Origin of the sequence: Mesorhizobium sp. ZC-5 (assembly GCF_025753855.1) — a bacterium.
Taxonomy (GTDB): Bacteria; Pseudomonadota; Alphaproteobacteria; order Rhizobiales; family Rhizobiaceae; genus Neomesorhizobium.
This window is the reverse complement of sequence record NZ_JAOWPT010000003.1, coordinates 343,453-362,985: the sequence shown is the minus strand read 5'-3', so window position 1 is coordinate 362,985 and position 19,533 is coordinate 343,453. Positions and strand designations below refer to the sequence as shown.

The window sequence follows — 19,533 nt, the reverse complement described above, 5'->3', positions numbered from 1 at the left end:
TCCCTCACTGTTTATGCGGTCTTACTTTTCGAAATACGTTGGCTTTCCGTCTTCGCCCTTCTTCCATTCATAGATGACGTAGTCAGGGCGAGTGATATCGCCCTTGGCGTCGTAGCTGATGTCCCCGATCGCAGTATTCCAGGGGCCGCCCGCCTTGATGGTTTCCGCGACCTTCTGTGCATCGTCGGCGGAACCGGCTTTGTTGATGGCTGCCGCGACCACCTGAACTGCTGCGTAGGAGTAGAGCGTATAAGCTTCGGGCTCGAAGCCCGACGCGCGGAACTTCTCGACGAGTTCCTTGGCTGCCGGGTTCTTGCGCGGGTCAGGAGAGAACGTGTTCAGGGTGCCGACCACCGCGTCGCCGGCAATGGAGGCCAACTCGTTCGATACCATGCCGTCGCCCGAGAAAAGGATCGCTTTCAGGCCCTGATCGGCCGACTGGCGCATGATCAGACCGGCCTCGGTGTGGAGGCCGCCGAAATAGATCAGCGAAACGCCGCCCGCCTTCATCTTTGCGATCAACGCCGAGAAGTCCTTGTCACCGACATTGATGCCTTCGTACATGGCCTCGGTGATACCTGCGCCGTTAAGCACCTTCTTCGTCTCGTCGGCAAGGCCCACGCCATAAGGGGTCTTGTCATGGATGACGGCGATCTTTGCGTCCTTGAAGTTCGCAACCAGATAGTCGCCGGCAACCTTGCCCTGCTGGTCGTCGCGACCGCAGGTTCGGAAGGTATTCCACATGCCGCGTTCGGTGAATTGCGGGTTCGTCGACGCCGGCGTCATTTCGAGCACGCCATTTTCGGCATAAACTTCCGATGCCGGAATCGAGACGCCGGAGTTGAAGTGGCCGACCACGTATTTGACACCGTCGGCGACGAACTTGTTGGCGACGGAGATGCCCTGTTTCGGGTCGGAAACGTCGTCTCCGATCTCGATCTTGATTTTCTGCCCGAGAACGCCGCCAGCGGCATTGATGTCCTCGGCCGCCTGTTCAGCCCCCTTCTGGAACTGAGCCCCGAAGGCGGCGTTTGGACCGGTTATCGGGCCGGCAACACCGATCAGGATGTCCGCCCATGCACCGCCGCCGAACGCAAGCAACGCGGTCACGGCAACCGCGGAAAAAAGTGACTTCTTCATATAACGACTCCCATTGTTGCGGGCCTTGGTTAATGCCTGGTGCGACGCCCACCCTTGGCGCACGAGGCCGACCTGTTGAGATCAGGTCCTAGTGAGCTTGCCTGCCGAAGCCCTGGGCCTTCTCAGTCCAGGATCGCGTGGATGGCCTTGTCGACGACGGGGTGGAGGCCGCTCGCCTGGAAGGACAGGCGGTTGCCGGAGCCGACATTGCTGGTCATGGCAATCGTCAGCCCGCTTTCCGGGTCGTGTTGTATGACGCAGACGTAGCCCGGAATGCTGCCCTGGTGCCCGTAGAACGCGCGGTCGCCGTAGCTGCTCTGAAACAGGCCGGCGCCGGTCTCGCGCATGCGGGTGCCGGGGAAGGAAGCCGGCGCCCGCGCGCCGAACATCTCCTCGAACCAGCGCGGCGAAATCACCTCGCCTGCAAACAGGTTGCGCATGAACGCAACGAGATCGCTGGGCGTCGAGACCATGTCGCCGCAGGCATAAGCCGCCGAATAGGGAAAGGCGTCGGACGAATCCTGCAACGCGTCGGAATAAGGCAGCACTCCATCCATCCGCCACATCTCTCCGCCCGAAGCGATGTCGGTGGGCGCGCCGGCAGCGGGCGGCGGGCGGTGAAAGTAGCCGCGCACCAGCTGCCCGGCTGGAAATGCCTCGGTGGCGGGAGACCACGTGTCGCGCAGCCCGAGCGGTTCGAGGACCACCTGCCGGACATAGCCGCCCAGCGGCTGGCCGGTGACCTCCTCGATCAGCATTCCGGCAAGCACGTAACCGGTGTTGTTGTAGACGGCGGGGCCGCCCGAACGCTTCTGCCCGCCGGCCTTGAAGGCGACGTCGACCAGCTCCAAGGGTTTCCACACCCGGCTCGGGTCCATCGGAATATAATATTCGAACTCCGGCAGGCCGTTGCGGTGATTGACCAGTTGCCGGACGGATATCCCTTCTGCTCCGGGCAGATCCGGAAACCAGTGCGAGACGGGTGCACCGAGATCGATCGTTCCGTCCTGCGCGAGGCGGACGAGAGCGGCGACGACGAAAGTCTTGGTGCAACTCCCGATCTTGAAGAGCCTGTCGGGCGTGACGGGGGTGCCGTCGCTCCGATCCGCCAGGCCGGCGGTTATGGCTTCCGCCGGCGCTCCCGCCAAGGCGAAGGTGAGCGATGCGCCCACCGCGCCCTGGTCGATATAGTCCGCCAGCAAGCCGCTGATCGCATTTGTTGTGCTTGTCATCCCGGCGGCCCCTACTCGGCTATGTCGACGCGAGCGAAATTCTGACGGGCAAGCGGATCGAGCACATAGTTCAGCACGTTCTTGCGCACGGGGATCGAGACGACCGAATGCGCGATCGGTGCGCCGGGCGCCTCGGTCTTCACGATCGCCTGGGCCTGGCGGTAAATCTCCGCGCGCTTGTCCGGATCGGAGGTTTCGCGACCTTCCTTCAGAAGCTTGTCGAAGTCCTGGTCGCACCATCGCGAGCGGTTGGAGCCGCCGGCCACGCCTTCGCACGACAGCATGTAGCTGAGCAGGTTGTCGGGGTCGCCATTGTCGCTGCTGCCGCCGAGCAGGAAGACGTCGTGCTCGCCTGCGGCCGTGCGCTGGAGATATTCGGCCCATTCATAGACAACGGTCTCGGATTTTACGCCGATCGCCGCCCAGTCGGACTGGATAAGCTCCGCCATGCGGCGTGCGTTCGGATTGTAGGGTCGCGAGACTGGCATCGCCCACAGCTTGAGCGACAGGTCGTCGGCATGGCCGGCTTCCGCCAGCAGCTTCTTCGCCCCCTCCGGATCGTAGTCGATGCCGGCATCTTTGACCGCGCCGAGCTGCGTCGGAGGCACCACGCTGCCCGCCAGCCTCCCGGCGCCCTGGTAGACGGCTTCGACGATCGCCTGCCGGTTGATCGCCTTGGCAAGGGCGACGCGCACCCTCACGTCATCCAGCGGCTTGTGCTCCACGTTGAAGCCGAGGAAGCCGATGTTTTGCCCCTCGAGCTGGAGGACGTTGATGTCGGGATGACTTTTCAGGTCTTCCACGGCGGATGGCGGCGGCAGCGCGGCGACCTGGCATTCGTTGGCTTTGATCCGTTCGACCCTGATCATCGGCTCGGGCGTGATGGCGAAGACGAGCGTGTCGATCTTTGGCGCACCGCCCCAATAGTCCTTGTTGGCCGTGTAGCGGATCTGGCTGTCCATCATATATGCCTGGAGCACGAAGGGACCTGTGCCGACCGGCTCGCTGTCGATCAGCTGCGGCGTGCCCGCGGCGACCATCTGTTCGGTCTGCTCCAGCGACATGATCGACATGTAGTCGAGCGCGATGCCGGACAGGAATGTCACGTTGGCGGCCTTCAAGGTGAAGCGCACGGTGTGGTCGTCCACCTTCTCGATCTTGTCGATCATCGAGCCGAGGCCGAGCGCGGCGAACATCTCGTAGGAACCGCTGCCGAGCTTGTGGTAGGGATTGTTCGCGTCCCACTGGCGGTTGAAGGTGTGGAGAACGTCGTCCGCGTTGAATTCCCGCGTCGGGGTGAAATGGGCGCTGGTATGAAACTTGACGCCGTGGCGCAGGTGAAAGGTGTAGACCTTGCCGTCCGGCGACACGTCCCAGCTTTCCGCCAGCGCGGGCCCGACCTCGGTGGAGCCCGGCTTGAACTCGACCAGCCGGTTGAAGATCGTCTTGGCGGCTGCGTCCATGGTGGAATCGGACGTGCTCAGCATCGGCGTGAAGACTTCGGGGCTGGCCTCCGAGCAGTAGACCAGGGTCTTGGCCGACGCCTGTCCTGCCATGAGGACGGAGGACGCGAGGATGGCGGCACGCAAGAGGAGCAGGGACTTCATCTCGGAAACTCTCCTTATTTGGGTACGGGTTACTGTTGGGACGGCACGGCCTGTCGCTAGCGCTGCCCCCGGTCAAAGGTGGCTTCGCTTACGCCTCTTTGCCTCAAGGCGTTTCTGGCGACTTTTTCTGTTGGAGTTCTTGGGAGCGGCGCATCGGTGATCTCGATGTAGCGCGGCACCATGTGGCGAGGTGCGCACTGCCTGAAATGATCGATCAGGTCCGCTGGCCCTATCGACGACCCGGCCCTGCGCATGGCGACGACCATGATGTCTTCTTCGGTGAACTCCGATGGAACGCCGAATGCGGCGCTTTCAACGATGTCGGGATGTTTCTCGGCGACGGTTTCCACCTCGAAGGCGGAAATGTTCTCGCCCCGGCGCCGGATTGCTTCGTTCAGCCGATGCTTGAAATACAGCCAGCCATCTTCATCCATGAAGCCGGCGTCGCCGGAATGGTACCAAAGGTTCCTGAGCGTCTTCACCGTCTTTGCATCGGCGCGGTAGTAGCCGGAAAACATGCTCCAGCTTCTATTTGGACGCGACACGATCTCGCCCACGGCGCCGGGCGGGAGAGGCTGGTCCCTTTCATCCACGATCGCCACGTCCCAGTCCGGATGGGGACGGCCGCAGGAACCGGGTCTCGTCTCGCCGACCGTATCCAAGGTCACGAAGCCGGTCTCTGTCTGTCCGTATCCCGTTACGAGCTGCATACCGAAACGGCGTTCGAATTCCTCCTTGTCGGGAACCATGGGAATGCACTGGCATATCCTGACGGGATTTTCGGCGTCGTTCTCCGACGGTGGCGCGCGCGTGAGGATGACGGCCATGGCGCCTAGCAGGTTCGTCGCCGTAGCGCCGCTCGCCCGCAACTGGTCCCAGAACCTTGATGCGCTGAAGCCGTCGACCAGCGTTGTCTGGGTGCCGTAGATCAGCGGCAGGTAGACGCCGAACATCTGGGCGTCGGTGTGAAAGAGCGGCAGGGCCGAAAAATAACTGTCGCGCGCCGTGTACCCCAGGTTGAGCGCCATCGCCCTTGCCCAGGAATGGCAATGGTGATGCGACATCAACACGCCCTTGGCAGGACCGGTCGTCCCGGACGTGTAGAGGATCGCCATCGGGTCGGAATAGTGGATGTCCGCCAGATCGAAATCCGGCCGCGGCGCCATGCACTCCTCGAAACCGACGATCCGGCCGATCCTGATGCCAGCCGCCCGCGCCTCTTTCGGGTCGGCCCCTACGAGGATCAGTGTGCGAAGGTTGGGCAGGTTGTCCTGGACCTTCGCGAGCTCCGCAAGCGCATTTGCATCCGCGACAAGCACCTCCGCTCCACAATTGTTGAGGTTATGGCAGAGGAGATCTCCTTTCAGGCCGGGATTGTTCGGCACCTCGATCGCGCCGAGGTTCGAGATCGCGAACCACATCGCGACGAGTTCGAAGCAATTGGGCAGCAGCATCGCCACGCGATCGGACTTGTTCACGCCGAGCTTGCGCAGGCCGCCCGCCAGCCGGTTGGAAATATGCAGCATTTCCTCGAAACTCGCGGAGCGCCCGCACACCTCGATGAATTTCCTGCTGCCGAGCTGTTCGGCCTGCCTCAGCAGGATCCTCGGCAATACCCTGTTTTCAGAGTCACCCTCTTGTTCCGGGATGTGAAAGGGGGTTGAGGCTTCGAGCATTGTCATCGACGCGATCAAAACTCTTTTGCTCGGGCCTGTGCCTCCGGAGACAGGAAGCCGCTTACGGTGGCCTTGGTCTCGAGCGCCATTGCGCCTTCAAGTGATGAGTGGAAACCCTCATTGATGGCGTGCTTGATATCGGACACGGCGCCGGCCGGACGCTCTGCGATCGCGAGAGCCAGCTTCCTTGCTTCGTCGAGCAATTCGGCTTCCGCAAAGAGTTTCCACGCGATCCCGACTTCGATCGCCTTTCTGGCGTCGTGCCGCTCGCCGAGGATCATCAGTTCCTTGGCAACCTGCGGCCCGACCTGCTTTGTCAACAGCGCCGTCACGCCGCCGGTCACGAAAAGCCCGTAACTGACTTCAGGAAAGAACCAGCGGGTGTTGTCGGCAAACAGCCGGAAATCGCAGTTGATCGCCCATTCGAGGGCACCGCCCACGCACCAGCCGTGCACCGCCGCGATCACGATCTTCTTCGATCGCATGATCTGCAGGGTTATGCCTTGAATGGCCTCCACCCAGTCTTGCGTCGCGGCCTCCGATACGGTTTGCGCGTCGAGATCCTTGAGATCGTCGCCGGAACAGAAAGCCCGCCCTCCGCCGTGGAGGATGATGACACGGGTCGCTTCATCCGCTTCGGCCTTGGCAAGCGCCTCGGCCAGCTCATCGACGAGCTGCCGGTTCATGGCGTTCAGCCGCTCCGGCCGGTTCAGCTTGACCCAGGCGATCACCCCGTCCTGTCTGGAAATGACTGCAGCCGTCATTGTATCCCCCTCAGACGATCATCGGTTCGGTGTAAGAGCCCCAGACATCCCGCAGCGCACCGCAGATTTCGCCCAGCGTGGCCCTGGCCTTCACCAGCTCCATGGTTTTCGGCAAAAGGTTGATGTCGTCGGACCGCGCTTGCTGGACGAGTTCTTCCATCAGACGGCGAACGCGCTCGTTGTCCCGGTTCGCCCGCACCGCGTTCAGGCGATCTATCTGCAGCTGGGTGCAGTCGTCGTCATACGGATGGATGTGCACCTCAGCGGAACCGCTCGTCTCATCCACATACCGATTGACGCCGACGGAAACTTTCTCACCGGTATCGATCTTCTTGAAGGTCGCATATGCCGAGTCGGCGAGCTTCTGCTGGAACCACCCCTCCTCGACCAGCTTGATCGCACCGCCGCGCTCATCCACTTCGTCGAGCATCTTCCAGATTTCGTTTTCCATGTCCCGGGTCAGGCTCTCCACGAAGTAAGAACCGCCGAGGGGATCGATCACCGAGGTGACGTTGATTTCCTCGCGGATGATCTGCTGGGTCCGGATGGCGAGTTTCATTGCCTCTTCGGTCGGGATGGCGAAGGCTTCATCGAGGCCGTTCGTATGCATGCTCTGGCAGCCGCCAAGCACCGCACCGAGTGCCTGGATCGCCGTCCGCATGAGATTGTTGTGGTGCTCGACCTTCGTCAGGCTCATCGCGGCGGTCTGCACATGCACCCGCAGCCGCATCGATTCCGCCTTTTTGGCACTGAACCGCTCGGACATGATCTTGGCGTAGACGCGTCGGGCCGCCCTGAACTTGCAGATCTGTTCGAAGAAGTCCTGGTGGCTGATAAAGAAGAACGACAGCCTGGGCGCGAAGTCGTCGATGTCCATGCCGGCATCGATCACCTCCTCGCAATAGGCGATCGTGAAGGCCATGATGAACGCGATCTCCTGCAGCGCGTTCCCGCCGACATCCGACAGGTGATAGCCGCTGAGGCTGATCGGGTTGATCTTTGGCGTCGCCTTGGAGCTGTGCATGATCAGGTCGCGCAACAGCCGGACGGCGGGCCGGACCGGGTAGATCCATTCCTTCTGGGCGACGTATTCCTTCAGCGGATCGGCCTGCAGCGTCCCGGTCAACTTGCCGAGGTCGCAACCGCGCTGTTCGGCGACCGCGACGAACATCGCGTAGATCACCCAGGCCGACGGGTTGATGGTCAGCGAAACCGAAATCTTCTCGAGGTCGATGCCATCGAACAGCCGGTCCACATCATCCACCGTGTCGATGGCGACGCCAACGCGCCCCACTTCGCCGAATGCCATGGGATCGTCCGAATCGAGGCCAAGCAGCGTTGGAAGATCGAAATCGGTGGAGAGCCCTGTCTGCCCGGTCTGGATCATGTATTTGTAACGCTGGTTCGTGGCTTCGGGATTGCCGAAGCCTGCAACCTGCCGGATCGTCCAGGGCCGGCCACGATACATGGTGGGATAGGCGCCCCGCGTGAACGGGTAGGCTCCCGGAAAACCCAGTTCGCTTGCCGGGATGTCGGCGACGTCGGCGGCGGTGTAGATCCGCTTCAGCGGGATTCCGCTTTCCGTCTCATATGCCGGTTTTTCCTCGGGCCTGCTGTTCAAGGCGGCCGCAAGTTCCTTTTGTTCCCACTCGGCCTGCTTTTCCCGGATCTCTTCGATCGCCCGCCCCGAGAACAGATTCATGTGATCCGCCCTTCATGGTCCCAGCCCAGCAACATGTGAGCGGCGACTAAAGGATCGATGTCCCTGTTCACCACCGCCTGGATGTATTTTTCGAGCCCGCCGGCCTTCTCATCGAACTTCTGCTGGAAGAGGTGCCTGGCTGTTCCGAGGATCCGCGTCCTGCAAATGCTGCGCTGACGGGTGGCCAGTTCGCCGCTTTCCCGCAAATGCACCCAGTGCCGGCCGATCGCGTCTTTCAGTTCGCCGATGCGCTCGCCCGAAACCGAACTGACCGGAAGAACCGGAGGGCTCCAGTTTGAGCCTGTCCTGTAGGTTCCCAGGGCCATCATGCCTTTCAGAGCCGAGACGGTCGCTGGCGCCTCCGGTTTGTCGCTTTTGCTCACCGCGTGTATGTCGGCGATTTCCAGGATTCCCGCCTTGATCGCCTGTATGTCGTCGCCGAGGCCCGGAGCCGAGAGAACCACGATGGTGTGAGCCGCCGTCACGACCTCCACCTCGTCCTGGCCGACGCCGACGGTCTCTATGATGATCGGCGAATATCCGGCCGCATCGAGAATATCGACAGCCTGAAGGGTTGAACGGGCCAGGCCGCCAAGATGGCCGCGTGTCGCCATGCTGCGGACGAAGGCGCGGCACGACTCGGCCGCATCGCTCATCCGCACCCGGTCGCCCAGAATCGCGCCGCCGGAAAAAGGGCTGCTCGGGTCGACGGCAATCACCCCCACCTTGTATCCGTCCGAGGCGAGCGCCCTGATAAGCGACGACACAAGGGTGGATTTGCCCGCCCCCGGCACGCCGGTGATGCCGACGATATGCGCCTTTCCGGTGTGCTTGTAGATCTCCGCCAGGGCTGCGGACGCTTCTGGATACCCGGCCTCGGCGCGGGTAATCATCCGGGCAATGCCTGGAACGCTCCCTGCAATGACGCCGGGCACAAGCTCCATCGAGGGTATGTAGGTCGTACGCTTTACCGGTCTCGACGGGGCAAACGTGGTCATATGCGGCCACGGGCGGCAATAAGATTTCTGATCGTCGTGACGATCAGATCGGCTCGAGCCTCCTGCGGAACGATCGCATCGACACCGCTATCCAGCAAGGCGGCATAGTCTTGCTCGGGTATCACACCGCCCGCGACAACGAAAATGTGCTCGGCCTTTAGCTGCCGCTGGCAGCGTCCCAGTTCGCGGAACAGCGGAACGTGAGACCCGGATAGTAGACTCACTCCGATGACATCCACGTCTTCCTGTATCGCTGCGTTCACGACCTCGTTCGGCGACTTGTAGAGGCCCGTATAGATAACCTCCATGCCGGCATCCCGCAGGATGCGGGCGACGATCTTGGCGCCCCGGTCGTGGCCGTCGAGCCCGAGCTTGGCGACCAGCACCCGAATGGTGCCGGGCGATTGAACCTCGCTATCGGCCGTGGCACCGGAGTCTTGGCCTGTTATGGTCGTGTCGGTCATCGGTTCGATGCGCCCTTCACTCCGCGGCCAGGCCGGGAAGGTCCGCCGTCGCGGCAAGCGCGGATTCGATCGAGTCGGAGATTATCTTCAGGCCAAGGTCGATCTCCTCTTCGGAAATCGTCAGTGGCGGAGCTATGCGGAACACGCCGCCCATTCCGGGAAGCTTGACGATGTTCATGCTCAGGCCGCGCCCGAACGCTTCCGCGGCAATTCTTGCACCGAACTCGTGGTCGGGCTCTTTTCCCTGACCGCCCTTTACGATCTCGACCCCAAGCATCAGCCCGCGGCCGCGCACGTCGCCGACGCATTCGAAGCGCTGCTTCAGTCTCGACAGTCCGTCGAACAGCTTTTCACCGAGGTGCCGTGCCCGTTCGACGAGATTTTCTTCCTCGACGACATCCAGCACCGCGATGCCCACGGCCGCAGGCAGCGGATCGGAAACGTGCGTGGTGTAGAACAGGAAGCCCTTGTCATGCGCCGCCTCTTCTATTTCGGCCGTCGTCATCACGGCCGCCAGGGGCAGCCCTGCGCCGATGGTCTTGGAGAGGGTAAGGATGTCCGGTGTGACGCCGTCCCGCTGGAAGGCGAACATGGTGCCCGTGCGGCCGATGCCGGTCTGCGCCTCGTCGAGGATCAGCAGCATCCCGCGTTCGCGGCATTTCTGTTTCAGCGCCGCGAGATATCCGAGCGGCAGTTCGAGCATGCCGCCGCTGGACAGGATCGGCTCGGCGATGAAGGCGGCCAGGCTTCCCGTCGACTGGCTGTCGACCAGCGCGAACGCATCGTCCAGTTCGGTAAGCCAATCCAGCGATCCATCAGGATTCTTGAAGCGTGGACGGAAGGTATTGGGCGCCGGAATTGCAAGGGATCCGACCGCTGCCGGTCCATACCCCTTGCGGCCGGCGCTATAGGTCGCGGACGCCGCAACCCCGGTCATTCCATGCCAGCTTTTCGAAAAAGCAACGATCTCGTGCCTGCCCGTCACCAGCTTCGCCATCCGGATGGCCGCTTCGTTCGACTCCGCGCCGGTCGAGAGCAAAAGCGCCTTGTCGAGGCCAGGCGCCAATCCCGCCAGGCGCTCCGCAAGTTCCACCACGGGACGGGAGAGCATGCCGCTGAAGAGGTGCGCGACTTCTTCGACTTGCCTGCTGACTGTCGAAACGATCTTGGGGTGGCCGTGTCCGAGCAGCGCGCTCATCTGCCCCGAGGTGAAGTCGAGGATCGGCCTGGAGTCCGCATCGTAGACGAATGAGCCTGCGGCGTGCTCGATGATGGCGGGTTCGAATGTGCCGCCATACCGTATGAGGTGCTTCTCGGCCGTGGCCCAGAACCCGCGATCCAAGTTTTTTGACATCTTCACAGCCTCGCCAGAGCACCGGCGGAAAATTAGCGGCTGGCATGGATCCAGTAAAATTGATAATTGTCGGATTCAGCTATCAACGGAATTGATATGCACGGACCACTTGATCTCAGGCTACTGGCAACGTTCGTCCGTGCTTCCCACGCGGGAACCCTTAGTGCGACCGCCATACAGGTCGGACGCACGCAATCGGCGGTGACGATGCAGATACAGCGGCTCGAGGAGGCTCTCGGCCAAAGTCTGTTTCATAGAAACGGCAGCGGGGTCCGTCTCACCGGAAGTGGAGAGCGCTTCCTGGCTTATGCCGAGCGCATTCTCAGAATCCACGACGAAGCGGTTCTAGCACTCTCGGCGAAGGGCTTGCACGGTTCGATAATCTTCGGCTCTCCCGAAGATTATCTGATCGCCTTCTTCCCGACGCTCCTGAAAAGCTTCGGAACCCTGTACCCCGATGTCGAGATCAAGGTCGTTTCCGCACCGACGGTTGAACTGCGGACACTCCTGAATTCGCGCCAGATAGATCTGGCGCTTGTTTCAACTCCGGATGCGACCGATGAGTCGATGGATATCGTGCGGACGGAGCCGCTCGTATGGGTGGGCAGCAGGCCGACCCTGGACCTCCACGATTTTGGCGACACCGTGCCACTGGCTCTGCCGGCGTCGAACGCCATGGATCATAGAGCCGCCTGTGATGCCATGGCCCGTGCCGGGCTGCGCTATAAGATATCCTATGCCAGCAACAGCATTGCCGGATTGATTGCCGTTGCCCGGTCCGGCCTGGCGATAAGTGTGATGACCAAGGAGGCGGTTCCATCCGACCTCTTTGTTCTCAACACGCCCCTGCCCCAGCTATCCCGCCTTGGGGTTCTGATCGCTTTTGCCGAATCCGAACGATCGCCGGCGATCGAGGCATTTGCCGATCACATCCGCAGCGTCCTTCCGACACTCTAGAGTCTGCTTCATTTAGTTTGAAGCGTATCCGGCATTGCGGATGTAGTTTGCGCATTCACCCGAAGCAGCGTTACCGCACCTGATCAAGCAGACGCTTGCACTCCAGAAGGTCGAACAATGCCTCCTGCAGCAGCGCGCGGTTGTCGCGTGACAGCTTTCCCGATCCCGGCGGCACCGGCCCCTCGTCATCGGCCTTGCCGAGACCGAAGAAGCGGCGGTTGGGCTTGGCCTTTGCCTCGCCGACCAGCATCTCGTCGTCAGGACCGCGCGGGTGGGCGGGGCTTGCGGGCGCCGGAGCGGCCTCGGCCTGCTTGCGCTGCGTGATCGCCTCGATCGCCGTCACGTCGCCGCTGCCGATCGCCACCAGGAAATGGTTACCGTTTTCGCGCAGCAGCTTCTGCACGCCCTTGATGGTGTAGCCCTGGTCATAGAGCATGTGGCGGATGCCCTTGATCAGTTCGACGTCCTGCGGCCGGTAATAGCGCCGCCCGCCGCCGCGTTTCATCGGTTTGATCTGGTTGAACCGCGTTTCCCAGAAGCGCAGCACATGCTGCGGCAGGTCGAGATCTTCGGCGACTTCGCTGATCGTGCGGAATGCGTCGGGGCTCTTGTCCATGGAAATCACCCGCTGGCTTGACCGATTCGCCGGTATTTCAGCGGTTTGTGCGCCAACATTCAAGCCCGGCGTCAGTCTCGCCGGGTCCACAAACGCCAGATTTGCCGAGAGATGCGGCGTACGGCCTATTTGCCGGACTTGCCCTTGTTCGACTGGTGCGACCGAAGAATACGGTTTTTCAAGACGTTAGACGCCTTGAAGGTCATCACCCTGCGCGGCAGGATCGGCACTTCCTCGCCGGTTTTCGGATTGCGGCCGACCCGTTCATTCTTGCCGCGAACATGGAAGGTGGCAAACGAAGACAGCTTCACCGTCTCGCCGCGCACGATTGCTTCGCAGATTTCATCGAGAACCGTTTCGACCAGTTCGGCGGATTCCGTGCGGGAAAGCCCGACCTTGCGGTAAACCGCTTCAGCGAGGTCGGCGCGCGTAAGTGTCTTTGCCCCCATGCGACCGTCTCACCATCCTAAAAAAACACAATTGAAACAAGCGGCGACGTTAGAAAATTGGCTCGGCAAGGTCAAGGACCGAGCCTGAAACAAGTCCCGAATAGCGAATCACCAGCGCAGCAGCACCGCGCCCCAGGTGAAACCGCCGCCCATCGCCTCCAGAAGCACCAGGTCGCCCTTCTTGATGCGGCCGTCCTTGACCGCCACGGCCAGTGCCAGCGGCACCGAAGCGGCCGATGTGTTGCCGTGCTTGTCGACGGTGATGACGACCTTCTGCTCAGCGATGCCGAGCTTCTTGGCCGAAGCGTCGATGATGCGCTTGTTGGCCTGATGCGGCACGAACCAGTCGAGATCCTCGGCGGTGATGCCGGCCTGCGAGAAGGTCGCCTCGATCACGTCGGTGATCATGCCGACGGCGTGTTTGAAGACTTCGCGGCCTTCCATGCGCAGATGCCCCACGGTGCCTGTCGTCGACGGGCCGCCGTCGACGTAAAGCTTGTCCTTGTGGGTGCCGTCGGAACGCAGGCTGGTGGCGAGAACGCCATGGTCGGCGATGTTCCCCTCGCCCTGCCCCGCCTCCAGTATCAGCGCGCCGGCGCCGTCACCGAACAGAACGCACGTGGAACGGTCGCTCCAGTCGAGAATGCGCGAGAAGGTCTCCGAACCGATCACCAGGACACGCTTGGCAAGCCCGCCTCGGATATAGAGATCGGCCGTGGTCACCGCATAGACGAAACCCGAACACACCGCCTGCATGTCGAAGGCGAAACCGTGGCGCATGCCGAGACGGTTCTGGATCTCGACGGCGGTGGCGGGAAAGGTGTTGTTGGGTGTGGAGGTGGCCAGCACGATCAGGTCGAGATCGTCCGGCGTCAGCCCGGCATTCGCCAGGGCCTCGCGCGCCGCGGCCTCGCCCAGCGACGCGGTCGTCTCGTCGTCCGCCGCGATATGCCGCTGGCGGATGCCGGTCCGCTGGGCGATCCATTCGTCCGACGTCTCGACCATGCCCTCGAAATCGGCGTTCTTCATGATGCGGCGGGGCAGCGCCGAGCCGATGCCGCGCACGACTGATCTGATCATTGCAAGTCCTATTCGTCGCCGTCGCCGGCTGTGGCGGGCTTGCCCACCTGCAGCTGCGGCTGACGTGTATGAAACGTGTCGAGATCGCTCTTGATCCGTTCGATCAGGCGATTGCGCACCATGTCGTAACCGAGTTCGATTGCGGCGGCGAAGCCTTCCTCGTCGGCGCCGCCGTGGCTCTTCACCACGATGCCGTTCAGGCCGAGAAAGACGCCGCCATTGACCTTGCGGACATCCATCTTTTCGCGGAGACGATCGAACGCGCCCTTGGCGAAAATATAGCCGATCCGCGCCATCAGCGTCCGGCTCATGGCGGCACGCAGATATTCGCCGATCTGCTTTGCGGTGCCTTCGGCGGTCTTCAGCGCGATGTTGCCGGCAAAACCTTCCGTCACCACCACGTCGACGGTGCCCCTGCCGATATCGTCGCCCTCGACGAAACCGTGATAGTCCATCGATTTGAGGTTGGCCTCGCGCAGCAGCAGTCCGGCCTCCTTGACCTCCTCCTGGCCCTTGATTTCCTCGACGCCGACATTGAGCAGGCCGACGGTCGGTCGGTCGACGGCAAGCAGGGCGCGCGCCATCGCCGCTCCCAGGATGGCGAAATCGATCAGCTGGTGCGCGTCGGCGCCGATGGTGGCGCCGACGTCGAGCACGATGCTTTCGCCGCGCACCGTCGGCCAGAGTGCCGCTATCGCCGGCCGGTCGATATTGGCCATGGTGCGCAGGCAGAATTTCGACATCGCCATCAGCGCGCCGGTGTTGCCGGCGGAAATGCAGACGTCTGCATGGCCGTTCTTGACTGCCTCGACGGCCTTCCACATCGATGATTTCCAGCGGCCGTGGCGCAAGGCCTGGCTTGGCTTGTCGTCCATCCGCACAGCCACCTCGCAGTGGACGAACTCGCTGACGCCGGCAAGCCGCGGCAACTGATCGAGGACGGGCCGCACGGCATCGTCGCGGCCGAAGATCAGGAACCTCACGTCAGGGCGGCGCTCGATCACCTTCACGAGGGCCGGCAGGATCACGGTAGGGCCGTGATCACCGCCCATGGCGTCAATGGAGATACGTATCACGCGGCAATCATCTCACAGGTTCCCGGCAATCGGGGTTTCGAAAGCTGGGCGAAAATAGCGGTTTTGAGCCACGGCACAACATTCATTTCGCGTTGCGGCGGCGGAATTCAAGCGAATCGTGTTCCCATTCTTCCCGTCCGCCCGTCAAGCTAGCATGTTTTTCCATGCGTGCGCCGAGCCGGCTGTTTCTGCGCACGCGACTGCATGGCGCATGTGCGAATATTCACCGCCGCCGAACAGCGGTGAATACGCTGATTACTGCGGTTTCTTCAGCGCCGCCAGCCTTGCAAACGGCGAATCGGACCGGTCCTCGTCTTCTATCGTTTCAATGTCCGCGCCCTGTTTGCGTGGATAAGGGTCAATCGCCAGTTCGAAAAACTCTTCGGCCAGCGCGCCGACGTCGATCGTCTCGCCGGAGAAGGTCTCCGGAGCGTCCGGACCGTCCGCGTCGAGCAGGATCTCGCCGCCGGCATGGAAGCCTTCCCGGCCGAGTTTCGAATCTTCCGGCAGAAACAGCCCCGACACCTCCGCGGAGATGCTGCTTTCGATCGGCTCGAGCGTGACGACACATTCCTGGACGATATCCGCCTCGACGGTGCCGCTGACTTTCACGCCATGGCGCTTCCACGACGTGACCAGAAGTTCGGCCCGGTAGCGGCCGACGGAAACGAGCCCATGCTGCTTGGCGAGTTCGGCACGCTGCTTGGTATCCGCCTCGATCCTGACCGGCAGGCCCTTTTGCGGCAGCCGCGCCACATTGGCCAGGAAGGAGACCGGAGTTTCGGTGTTTTCCTTCATATCGAGCCTCCTGTTGATGTCCCGGGTTCCGGATAGCGAAGCACTCCCCCGAGAATGCCGTCGGTTGCCTGCCCTGCGAGTTGCCGGTCGGCGGCAACCACGTAGCCTGCCAGCGCGTCCGCCTGCGGCCATTCGGCGGTGTCCGGGCGGATGTTCCTGGCAAGTGCCGCCGCCAGCGCCGGCTGGTCGCCGCGTTCCAGCGCGTCGGCATAGGCCGTGGTGCGGCCATAAAACATGCGGGCGAGCTTCTTCATGCGCTTCGGTACGCCCATGTCGCCGATGCCGAGTTCGCGCAGCGAATGCTCGACGTCGCTGAAGAACTGGTCGGTCAGTATCTGCGCCACCTCACGCGCCGGGCCGGTCTCGCCGCGCATCCGGTGCAAGAACAAGAAAACATGCAGCGACAGCATCTCGAAGCGGCCGAGCGGCGTATCGGGCACGTTCCAGTCGGAATAAAACGCAGGTTGCCGCGCCGCTGCCACGATTTCGTTGTAGAGCGCGTCCGTGATCGTCTGGTTGGCGTGGCGCTGACGGCCGAACAGGCGTTTGAACATGAGGCGGCCTCCGGGCCTGTTTCATTTTGTGGCCTTGTTGCATCGGCGCGCAAGCTGGTTTACCGGTTTTGCGGCCTCGCGCAAGCGGGCTGGGACACGCATTATGGAGTTGTTGTTGGGCTCGCCAAAATTCAAGACGGGATCTTTATCGAACCCTGCAATCGCCGTTTCGCTTGCTGCCGCGGTCGCCGCGCTGGCCGGCTGCAATTCCCCTACCACCCAATCGCTGGGGTTGAACCCGAGTGAGACCCTCACCCAGGGCTACGTGATCGACCAGCAGCAGATCGACCTGGTTCCGGTCGGCTCAAGCCGCGAGCAGGTCATTCTGGCGCTGGGCAGCCCGTCGACCACGGCGACCTTCGACAACGAGGTGTTTTATTACATCTCGCAGACCCGCAAGCGCCCCGTCGCCTTCATGAACCCCCACATCGTCGACCAGCGGGTGCTCGCCGTCTATTTCGGCGAGGACGGCCGCGTCACCAACATCGCCAACTACGGCAAGAAGGACGGCAAGGTGTTCGACTTTATCTCGCGCACGACGCCGACCGGCGGCAAGGACCAGAACTTCATCGGCCAGCTCATCGCCGGCGCCAGCGCCATGCCGCAGAGCCTGCCGGGCATGCCGCAACAGTAAAGACCGCCGGCCCGCTCCGCGCGGAGCCTGCATCCAAACAAAAACCCGCGGGATCGCTCCCGCGGGTTTTTGTTGAGCAGCCGATGCCGCGGATCAGGCGCTGTGCGCCAGAACCGCCAGCAGCAGCAGCGCCACTATGTTGGTGATCTTGATCGCCGGGTTGACGGCCGGACCGGCGGTGTCCTTGTAGGGATCGCCGACCGTGTCGCCGGTCACCGAGGCCTTGTGCGCCTCGGAGCCCTTGAGGTGCTTGACGCCGTCCTTGTCGGTGAAGCCGTCTTCGAACGACTTCTTGGCGTTGTCCCAGGCGCCGCCGCCGGAGGTCATCGAGATGGCGACGAAGAGACCGTTGACGATGACGCCGAGCAGCGAGGCACCCAGTGCGGCAAAGGCCGAAGCCTTGGAGCCGGAGATCAACAGCACGCCGAAGTAGACGACCAGCGGCGCGAGCACCGGCAGCAGTGACGGGATGATCATCTCCTTGATCGCGGCCTTGGTCAGAAGATCGACGGCGCGGGCGTAGTTGGGCTTCGACGTGCCCTTCATGATGCCCGGATCCTCGCGGAACTGACGGCGTACCTCCTCGACGATCGAGCCCGCCGCGCGGCCGACGGCCGTCATGGCGATGCCGCCGAACAGGTACGGGATGAGGCCGCCGAAGATCAGGCCGGCGACGACATACGGGTTCGACAGGTCGAAGGAGACCGTGCCTAGGTCAGCGAAGTACGGGTACTGCGCGGCATTGGCTGCGAAGTACTGCAAATCGTAGCTGTAGGCCGCGAACAGCACCAGCGCGCCGAGGCCGGCCGAGCCGATCGCGTAGCCCTTGGTCACCGCCTTGGTGGTGTTGCCGACCGCGTCGAGCGCGTCGGTCGACTGACGCACTTCCTTGGGCAGGCCTGCCATTTCGGCAATGCCGCCGGCATTGTCGGTAACCGGACCGAAGGCGTCGAGCGCCACGATCATGCCAGCCAGGCCGAGCATGGTGGTCACCGCGATCGCGGTCCCGAACAGGCCGGCGAGTTGGAAGGTCGCGATGATGCCGCCAACGATGACGATGGCAGGCAACGCCGTCGATTCCAGCGACACCGCAAGGCCCTGGATGACGTTGGTGCCGTGGCCGGTCACCGAAGCCTGCGCGATCGAGTTGACCGGGCGCTTGTTGGTGCCGGTGTAGTACTCGGTGATGACGACGATCAGCCCCGTCACCACGAGGCCGAGCAGGCCGCAGATGAACAGGTTCCGGCCGGTGATCACGACACCGCCGCCGGTGCCGATTTCGCCCCAGCCGACGGTCATCGACGTCGCCGCCCACAGGCCGACGATCGACAGCAGGCCGGTGACGATCAAGCCCTTGTAGAGAGCGCCCATGATCGAGCCGTTGGAGCCGAGCTTGACGAAGAAGGTGCCGATGATCGAGGTGATGATGCAGGCGCCGCAGATGGCGAGCGGATAGAGCATGACGGAGCCGAGCACCGCCGTGCCGCCGAAGAAGATCGCGCCGAGCACCATGGTGGCGACCACGGTCACCGCATAGGTCTCGAACAGGTCGGCCGCCATGCCGGCGCAGTCGCCGACATTGTCGCCCACGTTGTCGGCGATCGTCGCCGGATTGCGCGGATCGTCTTCCGGGATACCGGCTTCAACCTTGCCGACCAGATCGCCGCCGACGTCCGCACCCTTGGTGAAGATGCCGCCGCCGAGACGCGCGAAGATCGAGATCAGGGAAGCGCCGAAGCCGAGCGAAACCAACGCGTCGATGACGGTGCGGTTGTCGGGCGCGAGGCCCATCGGACCGGTCAGTATCCAGTAGTAGACGGAGACGCCGAGCAGCGCCAGACCGGCGACCAGCATGCCGGTGATGGCGCCCGACTTGAAGGCGATGTCGAGGCCGGCCGCCAGGCTGTTGGAAGCGGCCTGCGCGGTGCGCACATTGGCGCGGACCGACACATGCATGCCGATGAAGCCCGCGGCGCCCGACAGGACGGCGCCGATCAGGAAGCCGATCGCGGCCGTTGCCGAGAGCAACCACCAGGCGAGCAGCAGGACTACGACGCCGACAATGGCGATGGTGGTGTACTGGCGGGCGAGATAGGCCTGCGCACCCTCGCGGATGGCGCCGGCGATTTCCTGCATGCGTGCATTACCCTGATCGGAAGCCAGGACCGAGCGCGTCGCCCAGATGGCATAGACGACTGACAGCACGCCGCACAGAATGACAACGGAAAGCATGGTCATTTGCGGATTGTTCCTCGATTGATCGCCCGGAAAAACCCCTCCCCGGGCCGTTGAGCGAGACCGGGTTTCTGCGCGCAGAATCCGGCCTATCGCAGCGGCTTATGCGAAACAGGTTGTCGAACGTCAAGATATTGTTCGGTTTTTGCCCTGATTTCGCCGCTAATCGATTTTTAGCGACTGGAGAGCCTGCCCGC

The 19,533-nt window shown here is 62.6% G+C and carries 18 protein-coding genes; 2 read left to right on the top strand and 16 right to left on the bottom strand.

Annotated elements, in window-relative coordinates; translation table 11 throughout:
• Positions 1–21: 21 nt before the first annotated feature.
• The 9 genes from OHD58_RS10370 to OHD58_RS10330 form a co-directional block, all read right to left on the bottom strand.
• Positions 22–1,140, bottom strand: a complete 1,119-nt coding sequence (locus OHD58_RS10370; RefSeq protein WP_263803158.1) for a branched-chain amino acid ABC transporter substrate-binding protein — start codon at positions 1,138–1,140, stop codon at positions 22–24.
• A gap of 122 nt (positions 1,141–1,262) precedes the next feature.
• On the bottom strand, positions 1,263–2,372 hold the full coding sequence (locus tag OHD58_RS10365; RefSeq protein ID WP_263803157.1) for a serine hydrolase domain-containing protein: 1,110 nt from the start codon (positions 2,370–2,372) through the stop codon (positions 1,263–1,265).
• A gap of 11 nt (positions 2,373–2,383) precedes the next feature.
• On the bottom strand, positions 2,384–3,979 hold the full coding sequence (locus OHD58_RS10360; protein ID WP_263803156.1) for an ABC transporter substrate-binding protein: 1,596 nt from the start codon (positions 3,977–3,979) through the stop codon (positions 2,384–2,386).
• A 56-nt stretch (positions 3,980–4,035) separates the two neighbouring features.
• Positions 4,036–5,592 carry an AMP-binding protein gene (locus OHD58_RS10355; RefSeq protein WP_263803155.1) on the bottom strand — a complete coding sequence of 519 codons (1,557 nt, stop codon included), beginning with the start codon at positions 5,590–5,592 and terminating at the stop codon, positions 4,036–4,038.
• A gap of 77 nt (positions 5,593–5,669) precedes the next feature.
• Complete coding sequence (locus tag OHD58_RS10350; RefSeq protein ID WP_263803154.1) at positions 5,670–6,419, bottom strand: enoyl-CoA hydratase/isomerase family protein; 750 nt, start codon at positions 6,417–6,419, stop codon at positions 5,670–5,672.
• 10 nt (positions 6,420–6,429) lie between these two features.
• On the bottom strand, positions 6,430–8,121 hold the full coding sequence (locus OHD58_RS10345; RefSeq protein WP_263803153.1) for a methylmalonyl-CoA mutase family protein: 1,692 nt from the start codon (positions 8,119–8,121) through the stop codon (positions 6,430–6,432).
• Positions 8,118–9,014: a methylmalonyl Co-A mutase-associated GTPase MeaB gene (gene meaB, locus OHD58_RS10340; RefSeq protein ID WP_263803152.1), complete on the bottom strand. Its 897-nt coding sequence runs from the start codon at positions 9,012–9,014 to the stop codon at positions 8,118–8,120. Before meaB ends, OHD58_RS10345 begins: the two co-directional genes overlap by 4 nt.
• Before the next feature lie 101 nt (positions 9,015–9,115).
• Entirely contained in the window at positions 9,116–9,583 is a 468-nt protein-coding gene (locus OHD58_RS10335) for a cobalamin B12-binding domain-containing protein (RefSeq protein ID WP_263803151.1), read from the bottom strand.
• Positions 9,584–9,599: 16 nt separating this feature from the next.
• Positions 9,600–10,937, bottom strand: coding sequence for an aspartate aminotransferase family protein (locus OHD58_RS10330; protein ID WP_263803150.1), 1,338 nt, complete (start codon positions 10,935–10,937; stop codon positions 9,600–9,602).
• 96 nt (positions 10,938–11,033) lie between these two features.
• Here OHD58_RS10330 and OHD58_RS10325 point away from each other — a divergent pair, with 96 nt between their 5' ends.
• Positions 11,034–11,894: a LysR family transcriptional regulator gene (locus OHD58_RS10325; RefSeq protein ID WP_263803149.1), complete on the top strand. Its 861-nt coding sequence runs from the start codon at positions 11,034–11,036 to the stop codon at positions 11,892–11,894.
• Between the two features lie 70 nt (positions 11,895–11,964).
• Here OHD58_RS10325 and OHD58_RS10320 read toward each other — a convergent pair whose 3' ends face one another.
• The 6 genes from OHD58_RS10320 to OHD58_RS10295 all read right to left on the bottom strand — a co-directional run bounded on the left by OHD58_RS10320 (position 11,965) and on the right by OHD58_RS10295 (position 16,467).
• Positions 11,965–12,510 carry a MerR family transcriptional regulator gene (locus OHD58_RS10320; protein ID WP_263803148.1) on the bottom strand — a complete coding sequence of 182 codons (546 nt, stop codon included), beginning with the start codon at positions 12,508–12,510 and terminating at the stop codon, positions 11,965–11,967.
• Positions 12,511–12,635: 125 nt separating this feature from the next.
• On the bottom strand, positions 12,636–12,959 hold the full coding sequence (locus OHD58_RS10315) for an integration host factor subunit alpha (protein ID WP_263803146.1): 324 nt from the start codon (positions 12,957–12,959) through the stop codon (positions 12,636–12,638).
• A 108-nt stretch (positions 12,960–13,067) separates the two neighbouring features.
• On the bottom strand, positions 13,068–14,039 hold the full coding sequence (locus OHD58_RS10310) for a beta-ketoacyl-ACP synthase III (protein WP_263803145.1): 972 nt from the start codon (positions 14,037–14,039) through the stop codon (positions 13,068–13,070).
• A gap of 8 nt (positions 14,040–14,047) precedes the next feature.
• The gene (gene plsX, locus OHD58_RS10305) at positions 14,048–15,115 is read right to left on the bottom strand and encodes a phosphate acyltransferase PlsX (protein WP_263803144.1); all 1,068 of its coding nucleotides are present in this window, start codon (positions 15,113–15,115) and stop codon (positions 14,048–14,050) included.
• A 255-nt stretch (positions 15,116–15,370) separates the two neighbouring features.
• Positions 15,371–15,913, bottom strand: coding sequence for a YceD family protein (locus OHD58_RS10300; protein WP_263803142.1), 543 nt, complete (start codon positions 15,911–15,913; stop codon positions 15,371–15,373).
• Complete coding sequence (locus OHD58_RS10295) at positions 15,910–16,467, bottom strand: ubiquinol-cytochrome C chaperone family protein (protein WP_263803141.1); 558 nt, start codon at positions 16,465–16,467, stop codon at positions 15,910–15,912. The genes OHD58_RS10300 and OHD58_RS10295 overlap by 4 nt, the downstream gene beginning before the upstream one ends.
• Positions 16,468–16,582: 115 nt before the next feature.
• On the opposite strand from OHD58_RS10295, the gene OHD58_RS10290 reads away from it, so the two are divergent.
• Positions 16,583–17,101, top strand: a complete 519-nt coding sequence (locus OHD58_RS10290; protein WP_263803140.1) for an outer membrane protein assembly factor BamE — start codon at positions 16,583–16,585, stop codon at positions 17,099–17,101.
• A 93-nt stretch (positions 17,102–17,194) separates the two neighbouring features.
• Here OHD58_RS10290 and OHD58_RS10285 read toward each other — a convergent pair whose 3' ends face one another.
• A complete protein-coding gene (locus OHD58_RS10285; protein ID WP_263803139.1) occupies positions 17,195–19,339 on the bottom strand; it encodes a sodium-translocating pyrophosphatase in 2,145 nt (714 codons plus the stop codon).
• Positions 19,340–19,533 lie beyond the last annotated feature (194 nt).

Bases quoted from the DNA above. Each gene is read 5' to 3' on its own strand.
- OHD58_RS10315 (WP_263803146.1), bottom strand. From the start codon at position 12,959: ATGGGGGCAAAGACACTTACGCGCGCCGACCTCGCTGAAGCGGTTTAC.
- OHD58_RS10365 (WP_263803157.1), bottom strand. From the start codon at position 2,372: ATGACAAGCACAACAAATGCGATCAGCGGCTTGCTGGCGGACTATATC.
- meaB (WP_263803152.1), bottom strand. From the start codon at position 9,014: ATGATTACCCGCGCCGAGGCCGGGTATCCAGAAGCGTCCGCAGCCCTG.
- OHD58_RS10300 (WP_263803142.1), bottom strand. From the start codon at position 15,913: ATGAAGGAAAACACCGAAACTCCGGTCTCCTTCCTGGCCAATGTGGCG.
- OHD58_RS10350 (WP_263803154.1), bottom strand. From the start codon at position 6,419: ATGACGGCTGCAGTCATTTCCAGACAGGACGGGGTGATCGCCTGGGTC.
- OHD58_RS10345 (WP_263803153.1), bottom strand. From the start codon at position 8,121: ATGAATCTGTTCTCGGGGCGGGCGATCGAAGAGATCCGGGAAAAGCAG.
- OHD58_RS10370 (WP_263803158.1), bottom strand. From the start codon at position 1,140: ATGAAGAAGTCACTTTTTTCCGCGGTTGCCGTGACCGCGTTGCTTGCG.
- OHD58_RS10330 (WP_263803150.1), bottom strand. From the start codon at position 10,937: ATGTCAAAAAACTTGGATCGCGGGTTCTGGGCCACGGCCGAGAAGCAC.
- OHD58_RS10310 (WP_263803145.1), bottom strand. From the start codon at position 14,039: ATGATCAGATCAGTCGTGCGCGGCATCGGCTCGGCGCTGCCCCGCCGC.
- OHD58_RS10320 (WP_263803148.1), bottom strand. From the start codon at position 12,510: ATGGACAAGAGCCCCGACGCATTCCGCACGATCAGCGAAGTCGCCGAA.
- OHD58_RS10295 (WP_263803141.1), bottom strand. From the start codon at position 16,467: ATGTTCAAACGCCTGTTCGGCCGTCAGCGCCACGCCAACCAGACGATC.
- OHD58_RS10325 (WP_263803149.1), top strand. From the start codon at position 11,034: ATGCACGGACCACTTGATCTCAGGCTACTGGCAACGTTCGTCCGTGCT.
- OHD58_RS10360 (WP_263803156.1), bottom strand. From the start codon at position 3,979: ATGAAGTCCCTGCTCCTCTTGCGTGCCGCCATCCTCGCGTCCTCCGTC.
- OHD58_RS10335 (WP_263803151.1), bottom strand. From the start codon at position 9,583: ATGACCGACACGACCATAACAGGCCAAGACTCCGGTGCCACGGCCGAT.
- OHD58_RS10285 (WP_263803139.1), bottom strand. From the start codon at position 19,339: ATGACCATGCTTTCCGTTGTCATTCTGTGCGGCGTGCTGTCAGTCGTC.